The 24,641-nt window shown below is 50.5% G+C and carries 20 protein-coding genes and 1 tRNA gene; 1 reads left to right on the top strand and 20 read right to left on the bottom strand.

Annotation, left to right across the window (positions count from 1 at the left end):
• Positions 1 to 309: 309 nt before the first annotated feature.
• The 15 genes from rplT to C7382_RS04735 form a co-directional block, all read right to left on the bottom strand.
• Complete coding sequence (rplT, locus tag C7382_RS04805) at positions 310 to 657, bottom strand: 50S ribosomal protein L20 (RefSeq protein WP_012457918.1); 348 nt, start codon at positions 655 to 657, stop codon at positions 310 to 312.
• A 109-nt stretch (positions 658 to 766) separates the two neighbouring features.
• Positions 767 to 964 (bottom strand): 50S ribosomal protein L35, encoded by a 198-nt coding sequence (gene rpmI, locus C7382_RS04800; protein ID WP_116679175.1) that lies wholly within the window; start codon positions 962 to 964, stop codon positions 767 to 769.
• Positions 965 to 1,060: 96 nt separating this feature from the next.
• Positions 1,061 to 1,666 carry a translation initiation factor IF-3 gene (gene infC / locus C7382_RS04795; protein ID WP_116679174.1) on the bottom strand — a complete coding sequence of 202 codons (606 nt, stop codon included), beginning with the start codon at positions 1,664 to 1,666 and terminating at the stop codon, positions 1,061 to 1,063.
• A gap of 122 nt (positions 1,667 to 1,788) precedes the next feature.
• Positions 1,789 to 3,750: a threonine--tRNA ligase gene (gene thrS, locus C7382_RS04790; protein ID WP_116679173.1), complete on the bottom strand. Its 1,962-nt coding sequence runs from the start codon at positions 3,748 to 3,750 to the stop codon at positions 1,789 to 1,791.
• A 430-nt stretch (positions 3,751 to 4,180) separates the two neighbouring features.
• Complete coding sequence (locus tag C7382_RS04785) at positions 4,181 to 4,516, bottom strand: flotillin family protein (protein ID WP_116679191.1); 336 nt, start codon at positions 4,514 to 4,516, stop codon at positions 4,181 to 4,183.
• 102 nt (positions 4,517 to 4,618) lie between these two features.
• Positions 4,619 to 5,053, bottom strand: a complete 435-nt coding sequence (gene rpiB / locus C7382_RS04780) for a ribose 5-phosphate isomerase B (protein WP_116679172.1) — start codon at positions 5,051 to 5,053, stop codon at positions 4,619 to 4,621.
• Positions 5,054 to 5,160: 107 nt separating this feature from the next.
• Positions 5,161 to 7,188, bottom strand: a complete 2,028-nt coding sequence (locus C7382_RS04775; RefSeq protein WP_116679171.1) for a transketolase family protein — start codon at positions 7,186 to 7,188, stop codon at positions 5,161 to 5,163.
• 415 nt (positions 7,189 to 7,603) lie between these two features.
• Positions 7,604 to 7,675: transfer RNA gene (locus tag C7382_RS04770), tRNA-Arg, on the bottom strand.
• An 80-nt stretch (positions 7,676 to 7,755) separates the two neighbouring features.
• Positions 7,756 to 9,414 carry a dipeptidase gene (locus tag C7382_RS04765; RefSeq protein WP_116679170.1) on the bottom strand — a complete coding sequence of 553 codons (1,659 nt, stop codon included), beginning with the start codon at positions 9,412 to 9,414 and terminating at the stop codon, positions 7,756 to 7,758.
• Positions 9,415 to 9,547: 133 nt separating this feature from the next.
• Positions 9,548 to 10,630, bottom strand: a complete 1,083-nt coding sequence (gene aroC, locus C7382_RS04760) for a chorismate synthase (protein ID WP_116679169.1) — start codon at positions 10,628 to 10,630, stop codon at positions 9,548 to 9,550.
• 136 nt (positions 10,631 to 10,766) lie between these two features.
• A complete protein-coding gene (locus C7382_RS04755) occupies positions 10,767 to 11,345 on the bottom strand; it encodes an FKBP-type peptidyl-prolyl cis-trans isomerase (protein WP_116679168.1) in 579 nt (192 codons plus the stop codon).
• 53 nt (positions 11,346 to 11,398) lie between these two features.
• Positions 11,399 to 11,866: a hypothetical protein gene (locus C7382_RS04750; protein ID WP_116679167.1), complete on the bottom strand. Its 468-nt coding sequence runs from the start codon at positions 11,864 to 11,866 to the stop codon at positions 11,399 to 11,401.
• 36 nt (positions 11,867 to 11,902) lie between these two features.
• Positions 11,903 to 12,313, bottom strand: a complete 411-nt coding sequence (locus C7382_RS04745) for a hypothetical protein (RefSeq protein ID WP_116679166.1) — start codon at positions 12,311 to 12,313, stop codon at positions 11,903 to 11,905.
• A gap of 47 nt (positions 12,314 to 12,360) precedes the next feature.
• Entirely contained in the window at positions 12,361 to 12,927 is a 567-nt protein-coding gene (locus tag C7382_RS04740; RefSeq protein ID WP_116679190.1) for an RNA polymerase sigma factor, read from the bottom strand.
• Between the two features lie 466 nt (positions 12,928 to 13,393).
• Positions 13,394 to 16,129 (bottom strand): choice-of-anchor J domain-containing protein, encoded by a 2,736-nt coding sequence (locus tag C7382_RS04735; protein ID WP_116679165.1) that lies wholly within the window; start codon positions 16,127 to 16,129, stop codon positions 13,394 to 13,396.
• 410 nt (positions 16,130 to 16,539) lie between these two features.
• Here C7382_RS04735 and C7382_RS04730 point away from each other — a divergent pair, with 410 nt between their 5' ends.
• The gene (locus C7382_RS04730; RefSeq protein ID WP_116679164.1) at positions 16,540 to 19,017 is read left to right on the top strand and encodes a TonB-dependent receptor; all 2,478 of its coding nucleotides are present in this window, start codon (positions 16,540 to 16,542) and stop codon (positions 19,015 to 19,017) included.
• A 157-nt stretch (positions 19,018 to 19,174) separates the two neighbouring features.
• Here C7382_RS04730 and C7382_RS04725 read toward each other — a convergent pair whose 3' ends face one another.
• Genes C7382_RS04725 through murC form a run of 5 tightly spaced genes read right to left on the bottom strand, consistent with a single transcriptional unit; the run spans position 19,175 to position 24,639 of the window.
• Positions 19,175 to 19,624, bottom strand: a complete 450-nt coding sequence (locus C7382_RS04725) for a GatB/YqeY domain-containing protein (RefSeq protein ID WP_116679163.1) — start codon at positions 19,622 to 19,624, stop codon at positions 19,175 to 19,177.
• A 10-nt stretch (positions 19,625 to 19,634) separates the two neighbouring features.
• On the bottom strand, positions 19,635 to 21,005 hold the full coding sequence (gene ftsZ / locus C7382_RS04720) for a cell division protein FtsZ (protein WP_116679162.1): 1,371 nt from the start codon (positions 21,003 to 21,005) through the stop codon (positions 19,635 to 19,637).
• 2 nt (positions 21,006 to 21,007) lie between these two features.
• Entirely contained in the window at positions 21,008 to 22,453 is a 1,446-nt protein-coding gene (locus C7382_RS04715) for a cell division protein FtsA (protein ID WP_207772703.1), read from the bottom strand.
• 45 nt (positions 22,454 to 22,498) lie between these two features.
• Positions 22,499 to 23,275 carry a cell division protein FtsQ gene (locus C7382_RS04710; protein WP_116679161.1) on the bottom strand — a complete coding sequence of 259 codons (777 nt, stop codon included), beginning with the start codon at positions 23,273 to 23,275 and terminating at the stop codon, positions 22,499 to 22,501.
• Positions 23,269 to 24,639, bottom strand: a complete 1,371-nt coding sequence (gene murC, locus C7382_RS04705) for a UDP-N-acetylmuramate--L-alanine ligase (protein WP_116679160.1) — start codon at positions 24,637 to 24,639, stop codon at positions 23,269 to 23,271. The genes C7382_RS04710 and murC overlap by 7 nt, the downstream gene beginning before the upstream one ends.
• Between the last annotated feature and the right edge of the window lie 2 nt (positions 24,640 to 24,641).

Here is a 24,641-nt window from a genome sequence, read left to right as displayed (position 1 = left end):
AACCCTCTTTGCAATGGTCGCTCATACGATTCCCCTCCGTGGGATAGTATGAGCGGCCATTTTTTGTCTGCAAACAAGTAATGCCCCTGTGTCCAATCTCAAAAATGGATGTGGAGTTTAACGCGAATGGCACTCCTTCTCGTAGTCCAATTCGTCCAGACCTTTGTCTAACCAGACCAGTCCTTCACGTCAAATCCTCCTGTTCCCCTCGATCAGTATATCAGATATAAAAGGAGGCCGCACCATAATTCTCATACGGCGCGGCCTCCTTATCGTTAGTTATCCTGATTTCGGATAACGAGAAGAGTCTTAGTTCTTTACTTTAGCTACTATAGCTCTGAAAGCTTCGGGATGGTTCATCGCTAAGTCAGCGAGAACTTTGCGGTTGATTTCGATACCGTTTGCATGGAGTGCTCCCATCAGACGAGAGTAAGACATTCCTTCCAGACGAGCAGCAGCGTTGATACGCTGAATCCATAGGGCGCGGAAGTTGCGTTTTTTGTTCTTACGGTCGCGGTAGGCATAGGTCAAACCTTTCTCCCACGTATTCTTAGCAACCGTCCATACATTCTTACGAGCACCAAAATACCCGCGTGTGAGCTTCAGAATTCTTTTGCGTTTAGCTCGTGAAGCAACGTGATTGACTGATCTTGGCATAATACTAATTGTTTTTTTGATTGGCAGCGGCTTCGGCTTTGTGGCGTCAGCACTTGACTATGAGCGTGCCTCTCTGTAAAAAAAATCGTTGTTAGTTCGCTTTGAGTTCTTATCTGAGACAAAGGAGTTGCTTTACGGCGTTTTCATCTACCTTGTTCACCGTAGTGAAGTTGGTGAGGTTACGCTTTTGTTTCTTCGTTTTCTTTGTCAAGATGTGGCTCTTGAAAGCGTGCTTACGCTTGATTTTACCTGTTCCGGTAAGGGCGAACCTCTTTTTGGCACCGGAGTTAGTCTTCAATTTAGGCATTTTCCAACACTGTTATTATTAAACACTTTGATTATACACCCATCTCTATGGCCATACACATACTGCATGGCTCGGAGGCCGGTGATTCTTTTTTTATTATTCTGCTTCGTTATCTTCTTCCGCGACTGCAGCCTTGGGAGCTTCAGCCTGCGATTTGGGAGGAGTCTGTCCTTTTTTTGTCGTCGATTTGGGGGCGAGCATGATAGTCATGCGCTTGCCTTCCAAAATGGGCATCTGTTCTACTCGTGCGTAGTCCTCCAAATCGTTGGCAAAACGGAGGAGCAATACCTCGCCTTGTTCTTTGAAAAGGATGGAGCGACCACGGAAGAATACATAGGACTTCACCTTGGATCCTTCTTGCAAGAACTCCTTGGCGTGCTTCAGCTTGAAGTTGTAGTCGTGATCGTCTGTTTGAGGGCCGAACCGGATCTCCTTAACAACGATCTTAACTGACTTGGCCTTCTGTTCTTTGGCCTTTTTCTTCAGCTGATAAACAAACTTCTGATAGTCGGTAACGCGACATACGGGAGGATCAGCATTAGGGGAAATCTCTACCAGGTCTAAGCCTTGGTTCTCTGCAATGCGTCGCGCTTCCTGTATGTTGTACACTCCCTGCTCCACATTATCCCCTACGAGGCGTACCTCTTTCACTCGGATCGCTTCGTTGATCCTGTGTTGATTCTTCGTTTTGTCAATTGCCATTCAAGATGTCTCAATGGGGGAGGAGCCGTATCCTTTTATAATAGGTCTCCCCCTCTTTATGCTTGTTTGAATCGTTTATTACCTTGTTTCTTACAGAAGTTGTTAGCTTATTGAGGAGAGCTTTAGTTTTGATAGTCTTTGCGCCAAGCATTGACCATATCGCCCACTTCTTTCTCTATAAGCTCGGCAAAGGTAGTAATTTTCATAATACCCATATCTCCTTCACCTTGTTTGCGCACTGATACTTCTTCTTTTGCGCTTTCGTTCTCGCCCACGATCAGCATATAGGGGATACGCTTCAGTTCGTTGTCACGTATTTTCCTGCCTACCTTCTCGTTGCGGTCATCCACTTGTACGCGAATGTCGCGACGGTTCAGTTCCTTGGCCACACGGTGAGCATACTCATTGTAGCGTTCACTTACAGGTAATACTACTACTTGGTCGGGAGTAAGCCAAAGCGGGAATTTGCCGGCAGTGTGCTCGATGAGTACGGCCACGAATCGTTCCATAGAGCCGAACGGTGCACGGTGGATCATAACCGGACGATGCTTCTTATTGTCCTCACCGGTGTATTCGAGGTCGAATCGTTCGGGCAGGTTGTAGTCCACCTGAATGGTACCCAACTGCCAACGGCGTCCGAGAGCATCTTTCACCATGAAGTCGAGCTTGGGGCCATAGAATGCAGCTTCGCCATATTCGATGACCGCGGGCAGACCCTTCTCTTCGCAGGCTTCGATGATGGCACGTTCGGCACGCTCCCAATTCTCCTCGCTACCGATATACTTCTCGCGGTTCTCCTTGTCACGGAGAGAGATCTGAGCTTCGAAGTTGGCAAAGTCCAGCGCTTTGAAAATGATGAAGATGATATCCATCACCTTGCAAAACTCTTCTTTGAGCTGATCGGGACGGCAGAACAGATGGGCATCGTCCTGCGTGAAACCTCTGACGCGAGTCAGTCCGTGGAGCTCGCCACTCTGTTCGTAGCGGTACACCGTGCCGAATTCGGCCAAGCGTACTGGCAAGTCACGGTAAGAGTGAGGTGTCACCTTGAATATCTCGCAGTGGTGTGGGCAGTTCATCGGCTTAAGCATAAACTCCTCGCCTTCCTGTGGCGTAGTGATGGGGCGGAAAGAGTCTTGCCCGTACTTCGCATAGTGCCCTGAAGTGATGTAGAGGTTCTTATTGCCAATATGCGGTGTGATTACTTGCTGATAGCCGAAGTGCTTTTGGATCTGCTTCAGGAAGTCTTCCAGTCGCAGTCTCAACTGCGTGCCACGGGGCAGCCACAGGGGGAGACCGGCGCCTACATTCTGAGAGAAAGCGAAGAGTTCCAACTCCTTGCCTATCTTACGGTGGTCGCGCTTCTTGGCCTCTTCCAGCAACTCCAGATACTCGTCGAGCATCTTCTTCTTCGGGAAAGTGATACCATATATACGAGTCAGCTGTTTTCTCTTTTCGTCACCGCGCCAGTAGGCTCCTGCCACGCTCAGCAGCTTGACGGCTTTGATGTAGCCCGTGTTGGGGAGGTGAGGGCCGCGACAGAGGTCGGTGAAGTTGCCCTGCGTATAGGTTGTGATGGTACCATCGGCCAATTCGCTGATGAGTTCCACCTTGTATTGGTCATTCTTGTCGCCGAACATGCGAAGTGCATCATCCTTGGTGATGTCACGGCGAACGATCGTCTCTTTGCGAGCGATCAATTCCTGCATCTTTTTCTCTATCGTCGGCAGGTCGGCATCTTTGATGGAGACACCTTCTCCCGGATCTACGTCGTAGTAGAATCCGTTCTCAATGGCTGGTCCGATACCGAACTTGATGCCCGGATACAGCTCTTCCAAAGCTTCTGCCATCAAGTGAGCACTGGAATGCCAATAGGCATGCTTGCCTTCGGAATCGTCCCATTTGTATAGCTTCACTTCTGCATCTTCATGGATGGGACGATGCAAATCCCACGTTTGTCCGTTTACGCCGGCTGCCAAAACGTCTTGTTGGAGACGAGAACTGATGCTACCGGCAATGTCCCAACCGGTAACTCCCGCTTCGTATTCGCGGATACTGCCGTCGGGAAAGGTAATCTTGATCATATCGCTATTTGTCTATTTTCTCTACTTGCAAGAGGATACAATCATCCTCTATGTATATGTATAGCTGCAAAAGTACTATAATATCTCCATACGATTGTGCATTATTCAGTGTTGCACATTCCACCAGTAAATGCATCCTAAGCAATCGTCTCGTATTAAATCTAACGCCCGTTCTTCTTTCGCGCAGGAATTGAATAAATGGTGGCGCTAAATTCCATTACAAAGTCGCGCCAAAAGTTTTTTGAAATGGCGCATAAATCTTTTCAAAATGGTGCCAAAACAGAATGAAAATGGGGCGAGTTTTTACTCAATTACGGGGCGCCTTTTGCCGGCGTTGAGTATAGCACAGAGGAGGTCTGGTGTATGTATATAAAAGAGGCGGCACAACCATGAGGATGCGCCGCCCGAGGGGTCTGAAAAACCAGAACAGTTAGTATAGAGGGGCTTTGTTGCCGATGCGACCTGCTTCCAACAGGGGGAGATTGGTCTCCGTAGGTACGTAGATTACTGTCTTATCGTTCAGATTGTTCTGCTGACGCACCCAGAGGTACTGGATGTAGGTGGGAGTGATACTGTTGTTCTCGATGCGGATGGCTTCGGCAGCGCCCTTGGCTCTTTCTATTTCAGCTTGGGCGTTGAGCTTTTCGGCTTCGAGATTGGCTTTGGCTTCTTCGATTTTGATTCTTCTGTTTTGTTCGGCCTTGGAAAACTCGGCCTTACCGGCCTGCTCGGCACGCCATACATTGTACTTGGGCAGGCCGAACATGAGTCCTACGATAGCAATTAGAATCACGATTACGGCTGTCACTACGGCTTTGCCGGAGATAGTGGTGCTATTCTGTGTCATGTTTTTTGTCGTTGGGGATGATTAACGGATGGGGATTTTGTCGATGCGAGTCTGATGGCGACCTCCTTCAAAGGGGGTATCCAAATAGGCTGCGAGAATGGCCTGTGCCTGCTCTTCGGTGAGGAAGCGAGCAGGGAGGGAGAGGACGTTGGCATTGTTGTGCTGACGAGCCAGCTGTGCAATCTCGACGTTCCAGCAGAGGGCTGCACGAACGGCCGGATATTTGTTCATCACCATAGATATGCCATTGCCGGAGCCACAGATGGAGATACCGCGGCTCAGTTGGCCACTTTGGATGGCTGTCCCTAGCGGGTGAGCATAGTCCGGATAGTCCACGCTGTCGGTGGAGTGGCAGCCGAAGTCTTCCACTGCGATACCACGTTCTGCGAGCCAGCCTTTGACTTGCTCTTTGAGGCCGAAGCCGGCGTGGTCGCAGCAAATGCCGATTGTTTCCATTATTGTTGGGTCGATGTGTGAGTGGATATAGAATCGTTGCCCGACAAGAAGACTTTCGCCACAGGAAGGGAAAGGTTTCTTTGTGGGCAACGAGTGTTTATTGTGGTTTAGTGGAGTATGCTCAGTACTTGCTCATACACGTTCTCTGCGGTGAATCCGAGTTTCTCGTCAAGGACTTTATAGGGAGCCGAGAAGCCAAAGGAGTTCAGTCCCCATACGGCACCGCTTTCTCCTACGAGGCCTTCCAGATTGACAGGCAGTCCGGCTGTGAGACCGAAACGTCTGATGCCCGTGGGCAATACTTCTTCCTGATATTCGGCGCTCTGTGAACGGAAGAGACCTTCGGACGGAACGGATACGATGCGCAACTTGACACCTCGCTGGCGCAAGAGAGCGGCTCCTTCGACCAATGTGGATACTTCAGAACCACTGGCCAAGAGAACTACTTCAATATTCTCATCTGTATTGACTATGTAGGCTCCTTTTTCTGCTTGCATGGCTTCTTGGTATCGGCTGTGAGCAGCGGGCAGATCCGTGATGTTCTGACGAGAGAGAATAAGGGCAGTAGGCGTGTGGGTATTCTCCATAGCCATCTTCCATGCGACCGTAGTCTCTTGTACATCGGCGGGACGGAGTACGAGCATGGAGCGTCGGCCGTTGTGGTTGTGCACTTTTTCCATCAGGCGTATTTGTGCTTCCTGCTCTACGGGCTCGTGTGTGGGACCGTCTTCGCCCACGCGGAATGCATCGTGTGTCCAGATGAATTTGACGGGTAGTTCCATCAGGGCAGCCATGCGGACAGCGGGCTTCATATAATCGGAGAATACAAAGAAGGTGCCACAAGCCGGTATCACTCCTCCGTGGAGGGCCATTCCGATACAGAGGCAGGCCATCGTGAGTTCCGATACTCCCACCTGGAGGAAGGCTCCGCTGAAGTCGCCTTTCTTCATGGCATGGGTTTTCTTGAGGAAGCCGTCGGTTTTGTCTGAGTTGGAGAGGTCGGCGGAGGTGACGATCATATTCTCAACCTCACCGGCCAACTTGCCCAGAATAGTGGCCGATGCGGAGCGGGTGGCTTGGTTGGGCTTCTGTTCGATGCTGCTCCAGTCGATGGAAGGGATTTCACCTGCGAACCATGCGTGATATTTGCTAGCCAGATCGGGATGGCTTTTGAACCATTTCTCTTCTTCTTCGTGACGCTCGGCAGTGATCTGCTCCAATGCAGCCAGACGGGCGGCGTACATCTCTTGGACATCGGGGTAGATGGCAAATGGTTCTTCGGGGTTGCCTCCCAAATGCTTCACTGTCTCTGCGAACGATGCTCCTGCGGCAGAAAGGGGTTGGCCATGTGTGCTTACCTTATTCTCATACGAGCTGCCGTCGGCACCTATTGCTCCTTTGCCCATGAGGGTATGCCCGATGATGAGGGTGGGGCGTTCGGCTTCGGCTTTAGCTTCTGAGAGGGCTTGGCGTATTTGGTCGGCGTCGTTGCCGTCTATCTCGATTACTTTCCATCCCCAAGCCTTGTATTTCATGGCCACGTCTTCGCTGGCTACTTCGCGGACTGTGGTAGAGAGTTGGACGTCGTTCGAGTCATAGAACATGATCAGATTGTTTAGTCCCAAATGACCGGCGATGCGTCCTGCTCCTTGTGAAATCTCTTCTTGAATGCCACCATCGGATATGTAGGCATAAATGGTCTGGCTCATCATCCATCCGAAACGGTGTGCCAAGAACTTGGCTGCAATGGCTGCTCCGACAGCGTAGGTGTGTCCTTGCCCGAGGGGGCCGGATGTGTTCTCTACTCCGTGCAGAACATCAACTTCGGGGTGGCCGGGTGTGATGCTGCCCCATTGGCGAAATGCACGGAGGTCGTCCATCGTGTATTTGTCCACCATGGCGAGCTGTGCATACAGCATCGGGGACATGTGTCCGGGATCCAAGAAGAAGCGGTCGCGTCCTGCCCATTGCGGGTTCTTGGGGTCGAAGATGAGGTATTCGGAATAGAGTACATTTACGAAGTCTGCTCCGCCCATGGCTCCGCCAGGGTGACCACTTTTGGCTTTTTCCACCATCGCAGCGGCCAATACTCGTATATTGTCCGCAGCCCTGTTCATCAGCTTTTTGTCGTTCATTCCTTCTTAAATATGTTGAGATGTTAATATGCCTTTTTTCGGCGTTTCGGAGCCTCGGGCTCGACGTCTTTCCCTGCAAAGGTAAGAAGTTCTGTCGGAGCGCGTTGGCTGAGTACGACTGTATCGTCCCGATTGTCGTGAGCAAAGATAGGAATAAGCACCATCTTGGCGCCTCTTCGGTGCTCATGTCTGTCGGATATAATAGGGTGTATTATGGCTTGTTGTAGAAGTGCCTGCCGATACAAGTATTAGATCTTGACTAAACTAATACTAGTTTAGTTAGTTTCTACTAGTGGAATCTGCAAGAAGCACTAGTGATTTCTTTTCGGACTAATGGTAGATGCGACAGGAAAGTGCGGGCTGACAAGAAAAAAGCCCAAGCACGCAGATCGCGCACTTGGGCATTCGTTCGGAGTAGCTCCGTCGGGAATCGAACCCGAATCTATGGTTTAGGAAACCACTATTCTATCCGTTGAACTACAGAGCCTCTTTTGGTTAGAGAGGAGCGTGTCCGGCTTGTGGCCTGCACGCCCTCTCTGTTTTGCGCTGCAAAGATAGGGAATAAACTTAGTGTTGTTCCTTCTCCTTCTTTTCCAATCGCTCGGCTGCTTCCGAAGTGGCTATCTGACGATAGTATTCTTGGCTGTAGCCTGGGAAGTCGGGCATGGCGCTGAAGCCGTAACCATTGGTCTTGAATCGGCGGTTTTCTTCCTTCTTGCGGTTACCGTCCATGTACTTCACCATCAGATATTCGCCGAGGCGTTTCCAGCGAGCTGTTGCTTGTTCGGCCGTTTCGTTGCTGAAGTTGGACAGGAAAGCAATGGCTTTGGCCGGATCTTGGGCATACAAGGCTTGTGCTTCCTTGTCAATGATGGCGACCATGCGTTCTGCATTGCCTTCCAGCTCGCGCTGCACGGGGCGGATGTCGGCTATCATCTGGTCGTAGCGATGGTAGGCCATGTTGGCTACCCAGTTATGAATCCAGAATGCCGAAGTCCACGAGAAGTTCATCATGTCTCCATTGCCCTGACGGAAGCACTCGGGGACGTAGGTTGTGGAGCAATAAATGGGACTCATCACTGACATGTCGGCATCGTCCACGCCGAACCAGTTGATGCCGCCGATGGCATCGGGCAGCCAGCTGCGCAATTGTGCCACAAAGACGAATCCTGTCTGCTGAGTGGCGATGGCACGTTCGTTTACATACTCCTTGCCGTCCACCTCAAAGCTCATCGGACGCCAGCGGTAAGGCACTTTGTAAGGACCTGCACCCGGGTCGTTGGTCATGCAGAGCGATGTGCCTTCGTAGTGGTCGCGCATCATGTCGCGTACGTCGGCCACTGAGAGCTTGCGATCGGGGATGATGTAGAGAGGCATCTTGTCCTTGCTCTGATTGCGGATGAAGGCTTCGTACTTGCCCATCTGCGAATTGAACTTGTTGAAGAACGCCCACACACGTGCTTCACAGCCGCGCAATCCGCCTTCGGTGTACGGGTTATAAGCTTCTTGGAAGCTGAAGTCCTTGTCGGCTCCATTGAAGTAACCCATCTCTCGGGCAAACGAAATAACATCGGGGGCATAGAGATAATCCTTGCTCTTGAAGTCGATCTGTTGGATACGAGCTTGATTGGCATGTGCACTGATGGCATTGTCGGGGATGCGCACAGCTACCCATACGGCTCCTTTGCGACCTTTTCCCTTGCCGATCATTTCCAAGATCCACACCTCGTTCTTGTCGGCGATGCTGAAGCTCTCGCCACTGCTGTGGTAGCCATACTCCTTTACCAAGTTGGTCATCACGTCGATGGCTTCGCGAGCCGTCTTTGAACGCTGCAGCGCTACATAGATCAGACTGCCATAGTCCATGATGCCGTCGCTTTCGGCCAGTTCAGAGCGTCCGCCCCAGGTCGTCTCGGCAATGGCTACTTGGTGTTCGTTCACATTGCCTACTACATTATATGTATGTGCTACTTCGGGGATGTGGCCCAATGGTTTGTTCGTGTCCCATTCGATGATGGGGCGCATCGTGCCTGCAGCCCAGTCGCGAGCAGCCCAGTGATAGAGTTCGCCATAGAGCGTGTGAGAGTCTGCCGAATAGCTGACGATGACAGAGCCATCGGTTGAGGCCCCTTTGGCTACGATCAGATTGGTGCACGCCTCAGCTTTGGGCATAGCGATGACCGCTCCCAGGAGTGCTGCCAAGAAAATACCGAGTTTTCTTTTCATAAGGATTACTATTAGTTTTATTGTGATTATTGATTGTCTTGTCGGACTCGATGCTGCTTTCTGCTCTTTCCGATGATAACTCTATTTCGGAGAAACCTTCCAAAAGTAAGACTTTCGGGCGAAATGCCGACTGCTATTCGATACGGTCAGTGCGTGAAGCCAGAAAGGCATCAGCCAATGTGAGCCAAGCCATGGCTTCGACTACGGGAACGGCACGCGGGACTACGCATGGGTCGTGTCTGCCTTTCGCAGCGAGCAGCACTACTTCTCCGTTCTCATTGATCGTCTGTTGTTCCTGTCCGATGGTCGGTGTAGGCTTGAAAGCTATGCGCAGATGTATGTCCTGCCCCGTGCTGATGCCCCCGCTTATCCCACCTGCATGGTTGGAGCAGAAGGTGATATTGTCGGCATCGTCTGTCGTCATCTGGTCGTTGGCTTCGGACCCGCGCATGGATGCCAAAGCAAATCCCTCGCCGATCTCTACTCCTTTGGCCGCATTGATACTCAGCATGGCCGCGCCGAGAGCTGCATGGAGTTTGTCATAGATCGGTTCTCCCCAGCCGGCAGGTACACCGCCGATGTGGCAATTGATGATCCCTCCCACGCTGTCACAGGCGCTTTGTGCGGCAGCTATCTCGGCCTCCATTTGTGCCGAAATGCTCGGGTCGGGACAGCGCACCGGAGAGGCTTCCACCATCTCTCTGCTATATCGTGCCGAGAGATCCTTGGGCAGTTGTACGCATCCTATCTGCGAAGTATATGCCCGACAGTCAATGCCCAGAGGAGCGAGTAATTGTTTGGCCACTGCTCCTCCCACGACGCGGACCGCCGTCTCCCGAGCGGAGGAGCGTCCTCCGCCACGGGGATCGCGAAAGCCATATTTGCAGAAGTACGTATAGTCAGCATGTCCGGGTCTGAACACCCTGCTCAGATGGTCGTAGTCCTCCGAGTGCACATCTCTATTTTCTATGATAAAGGCGATAGGAGCCCCTGTAGTCACCCCCTGAAACAGACCAGAGAGGAAGCGTACGCTATCCTTCTCGTTCCGTGGTGAGGTATAAGTGGATTGGCCCGGACGGCGACGTTGCACGTCGTGCTCTACAGCTTCCATATCAATGCTGAGGCCGGCGGGACAACCATCTATCACACCTCCGACAGCCTCGCCATGCGATTCTCCGAAGGTCGTCAGCCGGAATAGTCTTCCTGTTGTATTCATACACCTATTATATATTACTGCCGAGATGAGTAAAAAACAAAACGGATAGCAAGCAGCTTGAGTCAGTCTGCACGCTATCCGTCGTCATGCTATGGAGCAATCCTATGCGAAAGTAGGATCTCTGTCTAATACAAGATTAACAGCTACAACCGCTGCCGCAGCCACAGCCGCCACCTTCACCCTCGCTACCGCAGCCACAATCGCTACCACAGCCACAGCCGGACTGACCGCCGAAGAACTGCTCGATCTCCTCTGCCGTCGCTTCGTGCTCGTCAATGATCGTGCCTTCAAAGTGGAGAGTCTCTCCAGCCAAAGGATGGTTGAAGTCCATGACTACAACATCTTCGCGCACCTCCAGTACTGAGCCGTGGAGGGTGTTGCCTTCTGTATCGCGCATGGGCACGGTATTGCCTTCATAAACGATGGAGGAGTCGAACACTCCCTCTTCGTTCTTGAATATGTCTTTGGGCAATTCCAATACGGCATCGTCCTGACGCTGACCGTAGGCTTGCTCGCTGGTGAGTACGAAGTCGAACTTGTCTCCGATCGCAAGACCGTAGAGATTCTTCTCGAACTCGGGCAACATCATGCCCATACCATGTATATAACGAAGAGGAGTCTCGGCCGTAGCCTGCTCCATCAGTTCTCTTTCATCTTCTGAGCCTACGTATAGGTCGTAGCTGCAGGTTACAAACTTATTTGCTGAAATACTCATTGCTAAAAATTATTGTGTCGAAAAACCTACCAAAGGTAGTGTAAAAAGGCGGATCAGTCGTAACTACTCTTGATGAATAGTCGTGCGAACTTCCTTTCCGCAGCTCTCAGTGCCATCACTTTTTGCATCGGCAGCACCTTCTTGAACTTATAGTAGTATTCTTTCTCCAGTCTGGCTTCGGCTATCTTATTGTCCAAGCTCTTGTTGATGATCATCTCCATGTCGCTGTCTGTCAGTTCGGCCTTACGTTCCAAAAGAGCTCGTTTGTGTCGGATGTCCCGCCATAGTTCGAAGCGCTTGGTGTCCAACTCGTTGTATAGCGGGAGGAAAGCCTTGGCTTCGTCTTGTGTCAGTTCCAGCTCCATCACGAAGAAAGTGTTACGTTGATTTCTGATTTCTGACCTTCTGTTCTGCTGTTCAGGGGCTTGATAACTCACCTCGGCAGCCAAAGGAGGTATTGCAGCAGTGGCGATGGTAGGCATCGTGACTGCCAGTATGATGAGAAAGAGAATTTGCTTCATGCCGTTAGGAAGGGTTGTATCGTGTGTGTAGCCCGATTATTCGCTAAAGTTCGTTAGCACCAATTCGTCCGCAGCAGTCTCCACGCTGTTCTCGTGGAGGAAGTCGCTGTAGTCGCTGTCCTCGCTCCATCTGCTGTCGCCGTAGTCCGAAGCCACAAGTGAGGCGGAGGTCGGAAGTGCTATATTGTTATCAGCTCCGGTGTCAAAGAGATTGAAAGCTTGGTACACCCCCAGCATCAACAGGAACGATGCTGCTACATAGAGCACCGGACGCAGTCTGTGCCATAGCGGTCTCCTCAAGGGAGCCTGCTCCTCTTGCACCTCCTCGGTGGGGATCTGTGCCATGAGCTTGTCCGTGAAGGATGCGAAGTAGTCGTCCGGCACAGAGTAGTGTCGGGAGCTGTCTTCTTTAGTGCGGATGTTCATATCGGAGTCGAGCTGTTTCATGCAAGTTTTGTTAGTTACGATTATAGAGATCGGTTGTCATTAGAAGTTTAATCATCGGGCGACAAAAAGCGTTCGAGTTTCTTGACGGCATGGTGATAGGATGCTTTCAGTGCTCCCTCAGAGGTGCCGGTGAGCTCGGCCATCTGCTCGTAGGGCATTTCGTCGTAGTAACGCAGGTTGAAGACGAGTCGTTGCTTGTCGGGCAGCTCCAGAATGGCCTTCTGGAAAGCAGTCTCGGCTTCGTCCCCATCGAAATAGGGGTCGCCCATGAGATTGTCGAGCAGGTAGGAATTCTCGTCCGTGATAGAAATGTGCAGATCATCCTCGGCTTTTTTCTTTTTGAGGAAGTTGAGCGATTCGTACATGGCTATCCTGTAGAGCCAAGTCGATAGCTTGGCTTCTCCGCGGAATCCGTCCAATGCGGTCCATGCCTTCATGAAGGTGTTCTGGAGCAGGTCGTCCGTATCGTCGTGGCTGAGCACCATGCGGCGTATTTGCCAGTATAGCTTACGGTTGTAGAGGCGTACTACCTTCTCAAAGGCCGCACGCCGCCGTGCCGGATCTCGCAATTCTTCCAGCAGCTCTTCTTCCGTAATCAATAGCTTATTAGCCATAACGATGCGGTAAAGATAGTAAAAGAGTGCGTAGCCCGCTCCCTGTACCGTTGTTTTTCGGCCTTCGGCGGCCCTCTTTTTGTCGTGCGTGTTGCACCTGAGCAATTACTCTTTGGGGAGCTTCTCACCTGCTCTCTTCTTTTTTCGCGCCGAAAAAGAAGAGATTATTGACGCCAAATTCAGATGCAAAGTCGCGCCAAATCTTTTTTGAAATGGCGCATATTTATTTTATAAATGGCACCAAAATAAAATGAAAAAGGCGCGATTTTTCACTTGATTCTGGTGCATATTTTTCGTGATTTTAGGCACGTATTGGCGAAGATTCAGTTCCATATACCCATTATAGAAGAGACTGCGTCGCAAGCATTATCGCGACGCAGTCTCAACAAACGAGAGTGAAGGAAGCAAATGCTAATGGACTTATGCTCCTTCTCTAAGGTATATCTTGACTATCAAAGGATGAGGCCTATTTGATCAATACTTTCTCCACATAGACTTGCCCATCCACGACGATGCGGACTGCATAGAAGCCCGTTTGTGCTGTGTAGGCCGTCATGCCGTTTTCAACCTTCAGACGACGACCTTTTATATCGAAGAACGATACTTCACCTTGGCAGTTCACTGCGATCGTGTTGCCGTTTACAGTCATGGTATAGGGCTTCTCTGCCGTTATATCGGCTAAGCCGGTTATAATTAAGTCGGTAGTTACGATGGGAGATTCTCCATCGGGATAAACCACTTTTACGCCGAAGGTATAGCTCCCGATGCTCAGATCTTTATCGCGGTAAGTCGTGCTTGATAGGCCCGATGCGATTTGTTCTCCGTTGCGATAGACCGTGTATGTATAGGTGGTGAGACCTTCGGCTGCCATGTCCGAGGCCGGAGATACAGTCTGAGGAGCAACGGGAGCAGTCCAGTTCAGCACGGCATCCATGCTGCCATCGGCTTGTGTCGCTGTCAAATTCTCAACAGGAGCATACGTAGCCGTCTCATTGACGACAGCCTCCTTGCACACCTTGGGCGAGACGCCGGTGGGGTATTTGACTTCTACACAATAATTATATGTGCCGTTAGGTCTTTCTTCCTCGAAAGTTGTGGAGGTGAGTCCTTCGGCTATCAGTGCGTTGTCACGATAGACATTGTATGTGATCTCGGGTCCCACAGTTACGTCATCGAGGTAAAGGCGGAAGATACCAGAGCTTTCGTAGTGACGGAAAGCAAGATAAACCTCCTGTCCGACATAGGCACTTAGGTCTATTGTCCGCTGTTTCCACTCTGCAGGAGGGCGATGTCCTGCCACTTTTTGATCTATGGGAGATTTGGAGGGTTTGTTTCCGCCCAATGTCTCGTCGAAGAGTTTGGTGGTGAAGTCTGTGGTTTCGCTACCCGTGGTAGAGAGAAATACGCCGTAGTGTTCATTCTGCCACTGGTCTTGAGAGGAGATCCAGTACACCAGCGCTCCACCCTCTGGTACTGTGAACTGAGGAGTGATGAGGTAGTTGTCGGGATGGAGGTCGGGTTTGGCTTGACCAACCCATGAGCGGCTAAACATGGCTCCTTTGCCCGAGTGTGTACCTGTATTGTGTACATCGATGGTCGACTCCCAAGCGAAGCCGTCGTTATCTCCGTCGATCAGCTTCCATCCCGCCGGCAATGTCTCTGTGTCAAAGCTCTCATGCAGAACCAAAGACGCAGGTGCCTCCCACGAGAGACTCACTTTCTTCTTGTCTATGGAGACTGTCAGATTCTGTACGGGGGCTAATGGATTGTCAGAGATTTCGACCTCCTTACATACTTTTGGAGAGGTTCCGTTCGTATACTTCACCTCCACACAGTAGTTGTGTGAGCCGGTCTCCACCCCTTCGTCCACATAGGTGGTTTCGGATAGGGCTTCCTTGATCACCGTGTTGTCACGATAGATTGTATATGTATAGCTCTGTGTCGTTTCTTCGCCTGATACGACCACGTCGTCCAAATACATGCGGAAGAGGTCTGTGCAATCAAAGTGACGGAAAGCCAGATAGACCTCTTGTCCGGCGTAGGCCGAGAGATCTACTTCCCTTAGCTGCCAAGACGTATTGGGGCGTCCTGCAATTTCCTCTTTGGACATGTTCGAGTCGGTCTCTTCCTCACTGCCGAGCGTCTCCTCGAATAGCTTGGTCGTGAAGTCGCTTTCCTCATTTCCAGTCGATGAAAGGAATACTCCGTAGTGCTCGGCAGGATGGGTGTCTTGTGATGACACCCAATAGCTGAGTTTTGCGTTGGTCGGTATTGTGATGTGGGGTGTTACAAGATAATTGTTTGGCTCCAGAGCAGGCTTGCCTGACCAGCCCGAAATCCACGAATCACTACAGAAAGCACCTTCTCCGCTATGGTAGTGAACCATGAAAATGTCCTTGGCCGAACGCCAATTGTGTCCGTCTCCATCGGCATCAATCAGCTTCCATCCATCGGGGAGTTCTGCTGATTCGAAGCTTTCATTCAGCACCTCTACTGCCTTTTTCTGTGCAGGAGCTTCCCATGAGAGCGTTACGTTATGTCCTTGGGCCAGCGTAGTCAGATTCTGTATGGGGTTTAGATTGATGGGGGACATACCGTTCGAGAATTCTATATCATCCAATTGGAAGAAGTTCTGATCCGTACAGTTGTAGTGGCGGATGGCTACATACTTGGTGTCGCTCGGTAGGTTTATGGTACGCTCCACCCAAGGCCCTTGTGGGCGCATCCCATCTTTCGGACTGATGCCGTCGTAGCGTAAGCCTTGTCCGTAGGCAGAGCCTCTGGCTGTCTCCTCAAAGACGACAGAGAAGTCCTCCATATCCATCCCTGTGGAGGAGGCCATGATAGCGTAGTGCTCGCCCGGGTGGGTAACATTGACGGTGTAGAAGTACCGCACTTGTGTGGCTCCGGATACATCGGGAGATATGAGCCAATTGTCTGGCTCCAACGGCCATCCGCCGAAAAAAGAATAGGATATTAACATGCCATTACCTGAATGTGATTCCCAACCCGGAGATGATTTGAAGAATCCCCACTTTTCTCCATCTCCATCTTTGTCGAGGACTGTCCAAGTGTCGGGGACATTTTCGTCGAAGCTCTCCAAATAGGGGAGCGATACCCGCGCTTGTGCTGAGGTCTTGTGCGCTGAACCGAAGAGTGCGAGCACAATGGTTAGCGAGCATAAAAGGTTAGATTTTCTCATGTTTTTGTTTTTAGAAAAGAATTACGGTTAGAGTTTTGTCGATAGCAATTTCGCTATCGGCGGCAAAGGTACTCCCTTAGAGACTTTGCAAAGGCCGATTTTAGGTGGGTAAAGGGGCACAAGACTTGAAAATACCTAAAGCAGGCGATCTTTCATGCGCTCGGAATCGGCTGCTTGAATCCGTACAGTCACGATCTAAAATGGTGAGTAGAAAGGAGTTCGGAGGGGAATTACCTGTGTGTGGAATTCAAAATCGGAAAACGCTAAAATACCGAACTTAACCACCAAAAATGCGAACCACGGTTTTAGAAATGAGGGATCGGCATTATCTTTGTTCCATATTGGGGTGAGATTTGCCTGTACACATGATACAGACAAACGAATCGGACTCCTTCATACGTTATCATATAATGATGCAAGTATTTCTCTGTAAGAATATGATGCCGAGCGTACTATACCGATGCTCTCTCATCCTATTCCTCATGCTCTTGTGCTCTGCTGCGATGGTGGCTCAGACTGTGAGGATATCGGGCTATGTGCTCGATCGTGAGGACAAGCCCATCCCCTTTGCAGGGGTTAAAGTCCGTGGAACTGGGACAGGAGCGACGACCAATCTGAAAGGATACTACGAATTTCGGATGCAGTCCACGACGGACAGTGTTACCATCGAGTTTAGCTCGATGGGCTATACGGGGGTGAGTCGCAGCATGCCTTCCCTTACTCAAGATGTGCGCCTCAATGTGCGTCTCGCCGATGCCGATATAGAGCTGGAGAGCGTGACGGTGCAGGCATCTCGCCGCAGGCTCAATACGATGGAGCGTGTGAGCACGAAGGACATTCGCGTCAATGCAGGACCTACGGGCGGTGTGGAGTCGCTCATCAGCACCTATGCGGGCGTAACGCAGAACAATGAGCTCAGTAGCCAGTACTCGGTGCGCGGGGGGAGCTACGATGAGAATATGGTCTATGTGAACGGTATAGAGGTGTATCGTCCGTTGCTTGTACGCTCGGCACAGCAGGAGGGATTGAGCTTTGTGAATCCCGACCTCACCCAGTCGGTACAGTTCTCGGCAGGAGGTTTCACGGCGGACTATGGGGACAAGATGTCGTCGGTGCTGGACATTCGCTACAAACAGCCTCAAGAGAAAGAGGGAGCCATCCTTCTCGGTATGCTGCAGTCGAGCTTGTACTACGGGAGCAGTGCAGGACGCTTCAGCCAGATCACGGGGTTGCGTTACAAGAGCGCCAAGTCTCTGCTCGGTTCTACCGATACGGAGGCGGAGTACGACCCTGTGTATGTAGACGGCCAAACTTTCATGACCTACAGCTTTAGTCCCAACTTCTCGGTGAACTTCCTTGGCAATATCTCCCGCACACGCTATACATTTATTCCCCAGACGAGAGAGACAAGCTTTGGGACGCTGAGTGATACGAAAAAGCTGAAGATCTACTTCGACGGACAGGAGCAAGACCTCTTCCTGACTACCTTCGGTGCATTGAGCCTGAACCTCGTGCCGGACGAGAAGCAACGGCATTCGCTTACCCTCTCGGCCTTCAATAGCAACGAGCGTGAGACCTATGACATCCGCGGCGAGTACTTCCTTAACGACGTACAATTGGATGCCGGTGGCAGCAGCTCGTCGTCTTCATCCTCCGACTCCCCCAATGCACTGGGCATAGGGCGCAATCATGAGCACGCTCGCAACCGCCTGAACTACCGCGTGGTGAACGTGGGCTATAGGGGCGAGCTCAAGCTCAACGACAAGCACCGCTTGCAGGCGGGACTCTCTGCCCAGATGGAGAAGATAACCGACCACATAAGCGAATGGGAACGGAGGGACTCCGTGGGTTACAACCTGCCGCATTCGGAGGCTGTGCTCCTGATGTACAGCAACCTCTTTGCCGATACCGAGATGACAGGTACACGAGTGTCGGCATTCGTGCAGGACAGGTTCAATTTCAGCACAGGGGGCGGCACCTTCTCGCTCATCCCGGGTATCAGAGCTTCGTGGTGGAGTTTCAACCAGGAATTGCTCATCAGTCCACGCATCAGCATGAGGTATTCGCCGGAGAACCGTCCCAATCTGGTGATCCGTGCCGCTGCCGGTCTCTACTATCAAGCTCCTTTCTATAAGGAGTTGCGGCAGACGCATCAGGATGCCGACGGCAATAATATCGTAGTTCTCAACGACAAGATTCGTTCGCAGGGTGCTTTCCATCTCTTGGGAGGGCTGGACTATACCTTCGAAATGGGCGGTCGCAATTATAAATTCACGGCAGAGGCTTATTACAAGAGCCTCTTCAATATCAATCCGTACATTATTGAGAATGTGAAGATCCGCTACTTGGGAGAAAACATCGGTACAGGATATGCCACGGGTATAGATTTGAAGCTCTTCGGCGAACTAGTGCCGGGTGTGGACTCGTGGATCACGGCCTCGATCATGAAGTCTCGACAGAATTTGGACGGATACGGTTCGTTGCCGCTGATGAACGCACCGACTTATAACTTCTCCTTCTTCTTGCAGGAATATGTGCCGGGCAATAAACGCATCACCGCCACGCTTCGCGCTGCACTGAGCGGCGGTTTGCCTCAGCTCAATCCGAGCAAGGGCTTGAGCCAGCCGGCTTTCTCCTCTACGGCGTATAAGCGTGTGGACTTGGGTATGATGTACAAATGGCTGGATGCCGACGATGCCTTTGTGCGACGGAGCAAACTATTTTCTCAGATGAAGGCTGCCTATATCGGTGCAGACCTCTTCAATCTTTTCGATATGACCAACGTCAATTCCTATTACTGGGTGTCGGATGCCTATCAACAGCAGTATGCCGTGCCGAACTATCTGACGCGTCGTCAATTCAATCTCCGTCTCTTGGTGGAGTTTTGAGGACACCTATATAACAGGTATGCTCCTGTAATGGGATCAGTACGATCACACTTACTCATTTTCGCAGAGTACAAAAAAACAGACAGCAGCGTAATAGAGGATTACGCTGCTGTCTGCTTTTTATTCTTGTTGTCGCGTGTTGCTTGTGACTTTTATCCTATCCGAGTAGGTCCTTTACCACTGCGCTGATGACTCCGCCCTCGGCACGACCCGCAAGTTCTTTGGAGGCTACGCCCATTACCTTACCCATCATCTTGGCATCGGTTACGCCCAAGCGTTCGATGATTTCTTTGAGAATGGGGATGAGTTCTTCGCGTGAAAGTTGCTTAGGCAGATAGTTTTCTATTACAGTTGCCTCTGCCAGTTCCGGCTCGGCGAGCTCGGGTCTCCCGTTTTCGACGAATATGGCTGCGCTTTCGCGGCGTTGCTTGACCATCTTTTGCATAATTCGCTGCGCAGTCTCGGCTGTGAGCTGTCCGTCACTTCCCTTGGCTGTCTTGGCTTCGAGGAACTCTTTCTTCACTCCGCGCAGCGCTTCGAGACGAACTTTGTCACGAGCAAGCATGGCGGCCTTGATATCGTTGCTGATAATTTCTAAGTAATCCATGTGAGTTGCTTTAGTTAAAAGAAATAGTCGTTGTCCCCGGTCTGTCGTTTTCCGGTTCGGGGTGTTCTGCCTCTGCGGGCTGAGGAGCTTCTCTCCTAAGTCGGCCTGCTGCCTCGGCTATGCGCATACGGATGTTGTCTATGCGCGAAAGAAGGGCACCCGTGCGGTTGTAGGCCGGCTTTTCTTCGAGAGCCATGATCAGTTCGTCGTTGTCCAATTCGTCCAGATTGAGAATGACGGGTTTGAAATCTACGACCTTCACCTTCTCCAACTCATCCGGACGATAATAACGATTGATGAGATCGTTGTCTCGTTCGTTCTGTGTCTCTATTTCACGCGAGGATATGGGGTCGGTGATGCCTCCGCTGAGATTGTCTCCCAGACGGATGCTCTCGCGGGTAGTGTCCAAGTCGAATCCGGACGCAAGGATCGTGATTTTGACCTTCTTGCCGAGCTCCGGATCGGTGGTGTAACCCCAGATGGTGTCGAAACCTGTCTCTATCTTGGCCGTAAGCTCGTTGATAGCTGAGAGTTCGTCCGTGCCCAGAGGATCTTCGGCTCCTTGATAGATATTGAAGAGTACACGTCGAGCCTTGAAAATATCGTTGTTGTTGAGCAACGGCGAGGTGAGGGCCTCATTGATGGCTTGCTGCATACGATCCGGCCCTTCACCGTAGCCCGTGCTGATAATGGCGATACCACCGTCCTTGAGTGTCGTGTGCACATCGGCAAAGTCGAGGTTGATGGTTCCCTCTTTCATAATCATCTCGGCAATACCATTAGCGGCATTGGTGAGCGTCTCGTCTGCCTTGGCAAAAGCATTGTCCAGTTTTAGATCTTTATAGATGATACGGAGGCGTTCGTTATTGACAACAAGGAGGGCATCAACATTCTTACGCATTTCTTCCACACCCTCGAGAGCTTGGATAATCTTCCGCTTACCTTCGAAGACAAAAGGAATGGTTACGATACCGACTGTGAGTATGTTCAATTCGCGTGCAATGCGTCCGATGACAGGTGCTGCACCCGTACCCGTACCACCTCCCATACCGGCAGTGACAAAGACCATGCGTGTGTGGCCGTCATCTAACAGCTTGCGAATGTCGGCTTCACTGGCTTCGGCTGCACGGCGTGCCACCTCGGGGCGGCTGCCGGCTCCTAATCCGTTGGTCACTTCACGCCCGAGGACGAGACGATCCGGCACCTCACTTCTGTCGAGCGCCTGTAGGTCGGTATTACAGAGCAGGAAAGAAACGTCACGTACACGGCCGTGGTACATATTCTTGACAGCATTGCCGCCGCCGCCACCTACTCCGATTACTTTGATAATGACAGGTAGGCCGGAATCTGTATAGTTGAAAGTGAGCAGTTCGTCTTCCATATCTATCTATTTTCATTATCGGGGTTAGTATCTTCGTCGAATAGGTTGCCAACCCTTGTGAACAAAGATTGAAAACGATCCTTGAAAGAGGGACCGGTCTTTTCCTTCTTTCTGGGTTCTGTTTTTAGCTCCGACGAGGGAGAAGGAGTACTTGACCGGAATGAGGTGGTGTCGCCTCTTTCCATCTGTATGTTGTCCTGTGGGAATAATTCGCTCTGATGTTTGTGCTCGGTCGGTTCCGTATTTTCTTCCACGTTGTCTATGAGTTCATCAAGATTGGTGGTAATGTAGTCCGTGCTTGGCTGTGTAGCTCTATAGACCAGGCCGATGGTAGAAGTGTGGCTTTCGTCAAAAGAGATGGCATTGTCAGTGTCAACACGATCCATACGGATGCGCGCTGTGGCTACATCGCCGAGGATGGATTTTATTGCAGTCGTGTAATTGTGGATCTTTGCTCCGCCACCGTTAAGGACTATTCCGGCTCCGAGGTCTTCCAACAGACCGGAGAGACGAATGATGTTGAGATAATTGGCTGTAATCTCGTCCATACGGGCTTTCGCCAATCGATTGACTTCGGACGAACGAAACTCTCTTTCGGAGTATTTGTCGGGGAATGTCATCCGGAATGATCCGTTGGATGCAGTGTCGTTCGCCATAGAAACATGGTTGAGCTTCATATTTTCGGCTTCCGGTTCAGTGAGTCGGAGACTGGTGAGGTCGCGAGTAACATTGTATCCACCCATGGGAAGGACACGCAACATAGCAAGCAAGCGATTCTTATAGATAGATACAGAAGTGCAGCCGGCACCAATATTAACGTAGCAACATCCAAGTGTGAGTTCGTCATCGGATAGCAACACTTGTGCTTCGCACAGCGGAGTTACCAGCACGCCTGCAAGACGGAGTCCGAGTCGTTCCTCTACTGCTATGCGTATGTTCTGTTTCACGGATCTACGGGCTGTAATCAGTTGGAATCGTGCTTCTAGTTCGCGACAGAATACGCCCTTGGCTTGGATTTCCTGCTTGCCATCCACATAATATAATGGCTCGGTCACATCCAGAACTTCCTTGTCGGGGAAGGAGGCTCCACGCATTTCTGCCCAAAGAGACTCAATGTGCTCAGCACGTACCACTTCACCTTCGGGGGCCATTATTTTGCGTACAATGAACTCTTGCGAAGCGACCGACTGGCCTCCAACACCTACGTATAGCGACGTAATATGAGTATTGTCTTCGACAGATTCATTGAGTTGGCTGACGAGCCGTCTGATGATGGCTGCGGCATCGTCTATATTGTGTACGCACCCATGACGTATGCAATTATTGGCAGGCTCTTCGTGAAAAGCGATAGGTGAGACACGCCCATCCTCTAACTTGCGAGCTACCATACCTCGGATAGTCCAACTACCAAGATCGATGACAGCAAAGGTTTTATTCATATTGCTCATTATAAATAATGTTGAGACCTGTCCACTAGTATCGTCTTTTCCAGACTACTGCATCGGCACAAGTGCTGCAGCAGGATATAGAGGAGAAGATGTAAAAGGTGTGGCAATGACCTGGTCTTTGAACTCCAAATTTAATGTTTTAAATGTGTCCCATCCATATTTTGGAATAGCTTTATCCATAAAAAGACGAAGGTTGGATAATTTTTCTTCCCAATTGGGGGTGCTTCCGATGATTATCTCAGTTTTTCCTACGCGTGGCACCAATATGATCTGACCATTGTCCGGAACATATACTTGGGCAAAAAAATTAGTCCAAAAAGGGTCATCACTGATCAGTGTGATAAGGTCGAAGAGTGAACCCGTGGCCAGTGATAGGGGAATTTGTCCCGAAGCCAATAGTACTGGAGCTGCATACTGTAGATTGGGAATGATGACACTTCTGTCAGAGGAGACATAGAAAGATGTGTCGGAGCGTATAACCATAAAGAGCGGATCCTTCTGCTCAACAGTCAGATACAAACGTCCTGATGGTGATACATAGAGCTCTGCTCCGCGAAAAAGAGTGTTGGCGCGCAGTTTATTTTCCATTTGATGGAGATTGACAGAGTCTAATGGCTTGCCATTTGGTGTGAAACCCAAACGTTTGAGGTCACGCTCCACGTCGGACTGCTGCATGAAAGCATGTTTAGTTTTTCCTGCCACACGTACTTCCAATCCGGAACAACGTACGCCATCGCTGTAATCAGAGAAGTGGATGACAGTTGCGACGAGGTAACTCAAGACGAGAAAGAAACCGAGTATGTAGAGGACCTTCTTCAGCATAGAGATTGGAAAAATTGTTTGACTGGAGAGACTAAACGATCAATGTCGCCTGCACCCAGAATAAGAACTACGTCCGGAATCGTATGATGTTGTAGGTAGGGTAAGAGCTCCTCCTTCGTTACCAAGGCTTTCTGGGAATGCTCAATCAAGTCCAGAATGATGCGACTCGTAATCCCGGGTATGGGAAGTTCCCTTGCCGGATAAATATCTAATAGAATCACATCGTCCAACAACGAGAGACTACGAGCAAAGTCTTGGTAGAAATCGGCCGTTCTACTATACAGGTGTGGTTGGAAAACTCCCATGATACGCTTGCCTGCATACAACTCTCTCACGGAGTTGATAGCAGCATCCAGCTCCACAGGATGATGTGCATAGTCGTCAATGAGGGTAACACGCTCTGTCTCTAAAACCTTTTCAAACCGACGATGCGATCCTCTGAAAGAAGCTATTCCTACGCGTAGCTCATTAAGAGTGATTCCATTGAGGTGTGCAATGGCCATAGCTGCAACGGCATTCTCTACGTTGATGCGAACAGGCACACCGAGTTCTACATCCCTGAGACAACCTTCAGGATAGTGCCATGAGAAAAACATACGTCCTTCTCGAATACTAATGTCCGATGCATAATAGTCTGCCCGTATATCGTCGCAAGAATATGTAAACAGACGTACTCCTTCTGCTAGTCGTGGAGCTACTGGTGCTCCGGCTTTGAGCAATAGTACTCCATTAGGTTGTATGAGTGAAGTGAAGTGTTCGAAGCTTTCGCGATAGTTTGCTGCGGTTCCATATATGTCTAAGTGATCAGGATCTGCAGAAGTAATGATGGCCATGTAAGGCGTTAGTTTGTGAAAAGATCGGTCGAATTCATCAGCTTCTACAACGGCCAAATCACTCTTGTCTGACAGCAAAAGATTGGAGTGGTAGTTGTTGGATATTCCTCCGAGGAAAGCATTGCAATCGACATGGCTCTGTCGAAGTAAATGTGCTAGCAGAGTAGATGTTGTGGTTTTGCCATGTGTACCTGCGACACATAGGGCTCTCTCCATCCGAGTTATCTCTCCGAGTATCTCGGCTCGCTTGATGACGCGATAGCCGTTGGCTACAAAGAAGGATAACTCTATATGCTCGGCAGGTATGGCTGGTGTGTAGACTATCAGCGTATCAGCAGGAGAAAAGAACTCCTGGGGTATCTTATTCAGATCTTCAGAGAAGTGTACGTCAATACCTTCCTTGATTAGTTGATCCGTTATAGGGCTTGGAGTCAGATCATATCCGCATACTCCGAACCCTTTTGCATCGAAATAGCGTGCGACAGCACTCATCCCAATACCTCCAATGCCGATGAAATAGACCCGTTTCATGC

The sequence above is a fragment of the Porphyromonas loveana genome (assembly GCF_003096695.1).
GTDB classification, from domain to species: domain Bacteria; phylum Bacteroidota; class Bacteroidia; order Bacteroidales; family Porphyromonadaceae; genus Porphyromonas; species Porphyromonas loveana.
This window is presented reverse-complemented; position numbering and strand designations above follow the sequence as displayed.

Bases quoted from the DNA above. Each gene is read 5' to 3' on its own strand.
- rplT (WP_012457918.1), bottom strand. From the start codon at position 657: ATGCCAAGATCAGTCAATCACGTTGCTTCACGAGCTAAACGCAAAAGA.
- rpmI (WP_116679175.1), bottom strand. From the start codon at position 964: ATGCCTAAATTGAAGACTAACTCCGGTGCCAAAAAGAGGTTCGCCCTT.
- infC (WP_116679174.1), bottom strand. From the start codon at position 1,666: ATGGCAATTGACAAAACGAAGAATCAACACAGGATCAACGAAGCGATC.
- thrS (WP_116679173.1), bottom strand. From the start codon at position 3,750: ATGATCAAGATTACCTTTCCCGACGGCAGTATCCGCGAATACGAAGCG.
- C7382_RS04785 (WP_116679191.1), bottom strand. From the start codon at position 4,516: ATGTTCGGCCTGCCCAAGTACAATGTATGGCGTGCCGAGCAGGCCGGT.
- rpiB (WP_116679172.1), bottom strand. From the start codon at position 5,053: ATGGAAACAATCGGCATTTGCTGCGACCACGCCGGCTTCGGCCTCAAA.
- C7382_RS04775 (WP_116679171.1), bottom strand. From the start codon at position 7,188: ATGAACGACAAAAAGCTGATGAACAGGGCTGCGGACAATATACGAGTA.
- C7382_RS04765 (WP_116679170.1), bottom strand. From the start codon at position 9,414: ATGAAAAGAAAACTCGGTATTTTCTTGGCAGCACTCCTGGGAGCGGTC.
- aroC (WP_116679169.1), bottom strand. From the start codon at position 10,630: ATGAATACAACAGGAAGACTATTCCGGCTGACGACCTTCGGAGAATCG.
- C7382_RS04755 (WP_116679168.1), bottom strand. From the start codon at position 11,345: ATGAGTATTTCAGCAAATAAGTTTGTAACCTGCAGCTACGACCTATAC.
- C7382_RS04750 (WP_116679167.1), bottom strand. From the start codon at position 11,866: ATGAAGCAAATTCTCTTTCTCATCATACTGGCAGTCACGATGCCTACC.
- C7382_RS04745 (WP_116679166.1), bottom strand. From the start codon at position 12,313: ATGAAACAGCTCGACTCCGATATGAACATCCGCACTAAAGAAGACAGC.
- C7382_RS04740 (WP_116679190.1), bottom strand. From the start codon at position 12,927: ATGGCTAATAAGCTATTGATTACGGAAGAAGAGCTGCTGGAAGAATTG.
- C7382_RS04735 (WP_116679165.1), bottom strand. From the start codon at position 16,129: ATGAGAAAATCTAACCTTTTATGCTCGCTAACCATTGTGCTCGCACTC.
- C7382_RS04730 (WP_116679164.1), top strand. From the start codon at position 16,540: ATGATGCAAGTATTTCTCTGTAAGAATATGATGCCGAGCGTACTATAC.
- C7382_RS04725 (WP_116679163.1), bottom strand. From the start codon at position 19,624: ATGGATTACTTAGAAATTATCAGCAACGATATCAAGGCCGCCATGCTT.
- ftsZ (WP_116679162.1), bottom strand. From the start codon at position 21,005: ATGGAAGACGAACTGCTCACTTTCAACTATACAGATTCCGGCCTACCT.
- C7382_RS04715 (WP_207772703.1), bottom strand. From the start codon at position 22,453: ATGAGCAATATGAATAAAACCTTTGCTGTCATCGATCTTGGTAGTTGG.
- C7382_RS04710 (WP_116679161.1), bottom strand. From the start codon at position 23,275: ATGCTGAAGAAGGTCCTCTACATACTCGGTTTCTTTCTCGTCTTGAGT.
- murC (WP_116679160.1), bottom strand. From the start codon at position 24,639: ATGAAACGGGTCTATTTCATCGGCATTGGAGGTATTGGGATGAGTGCT.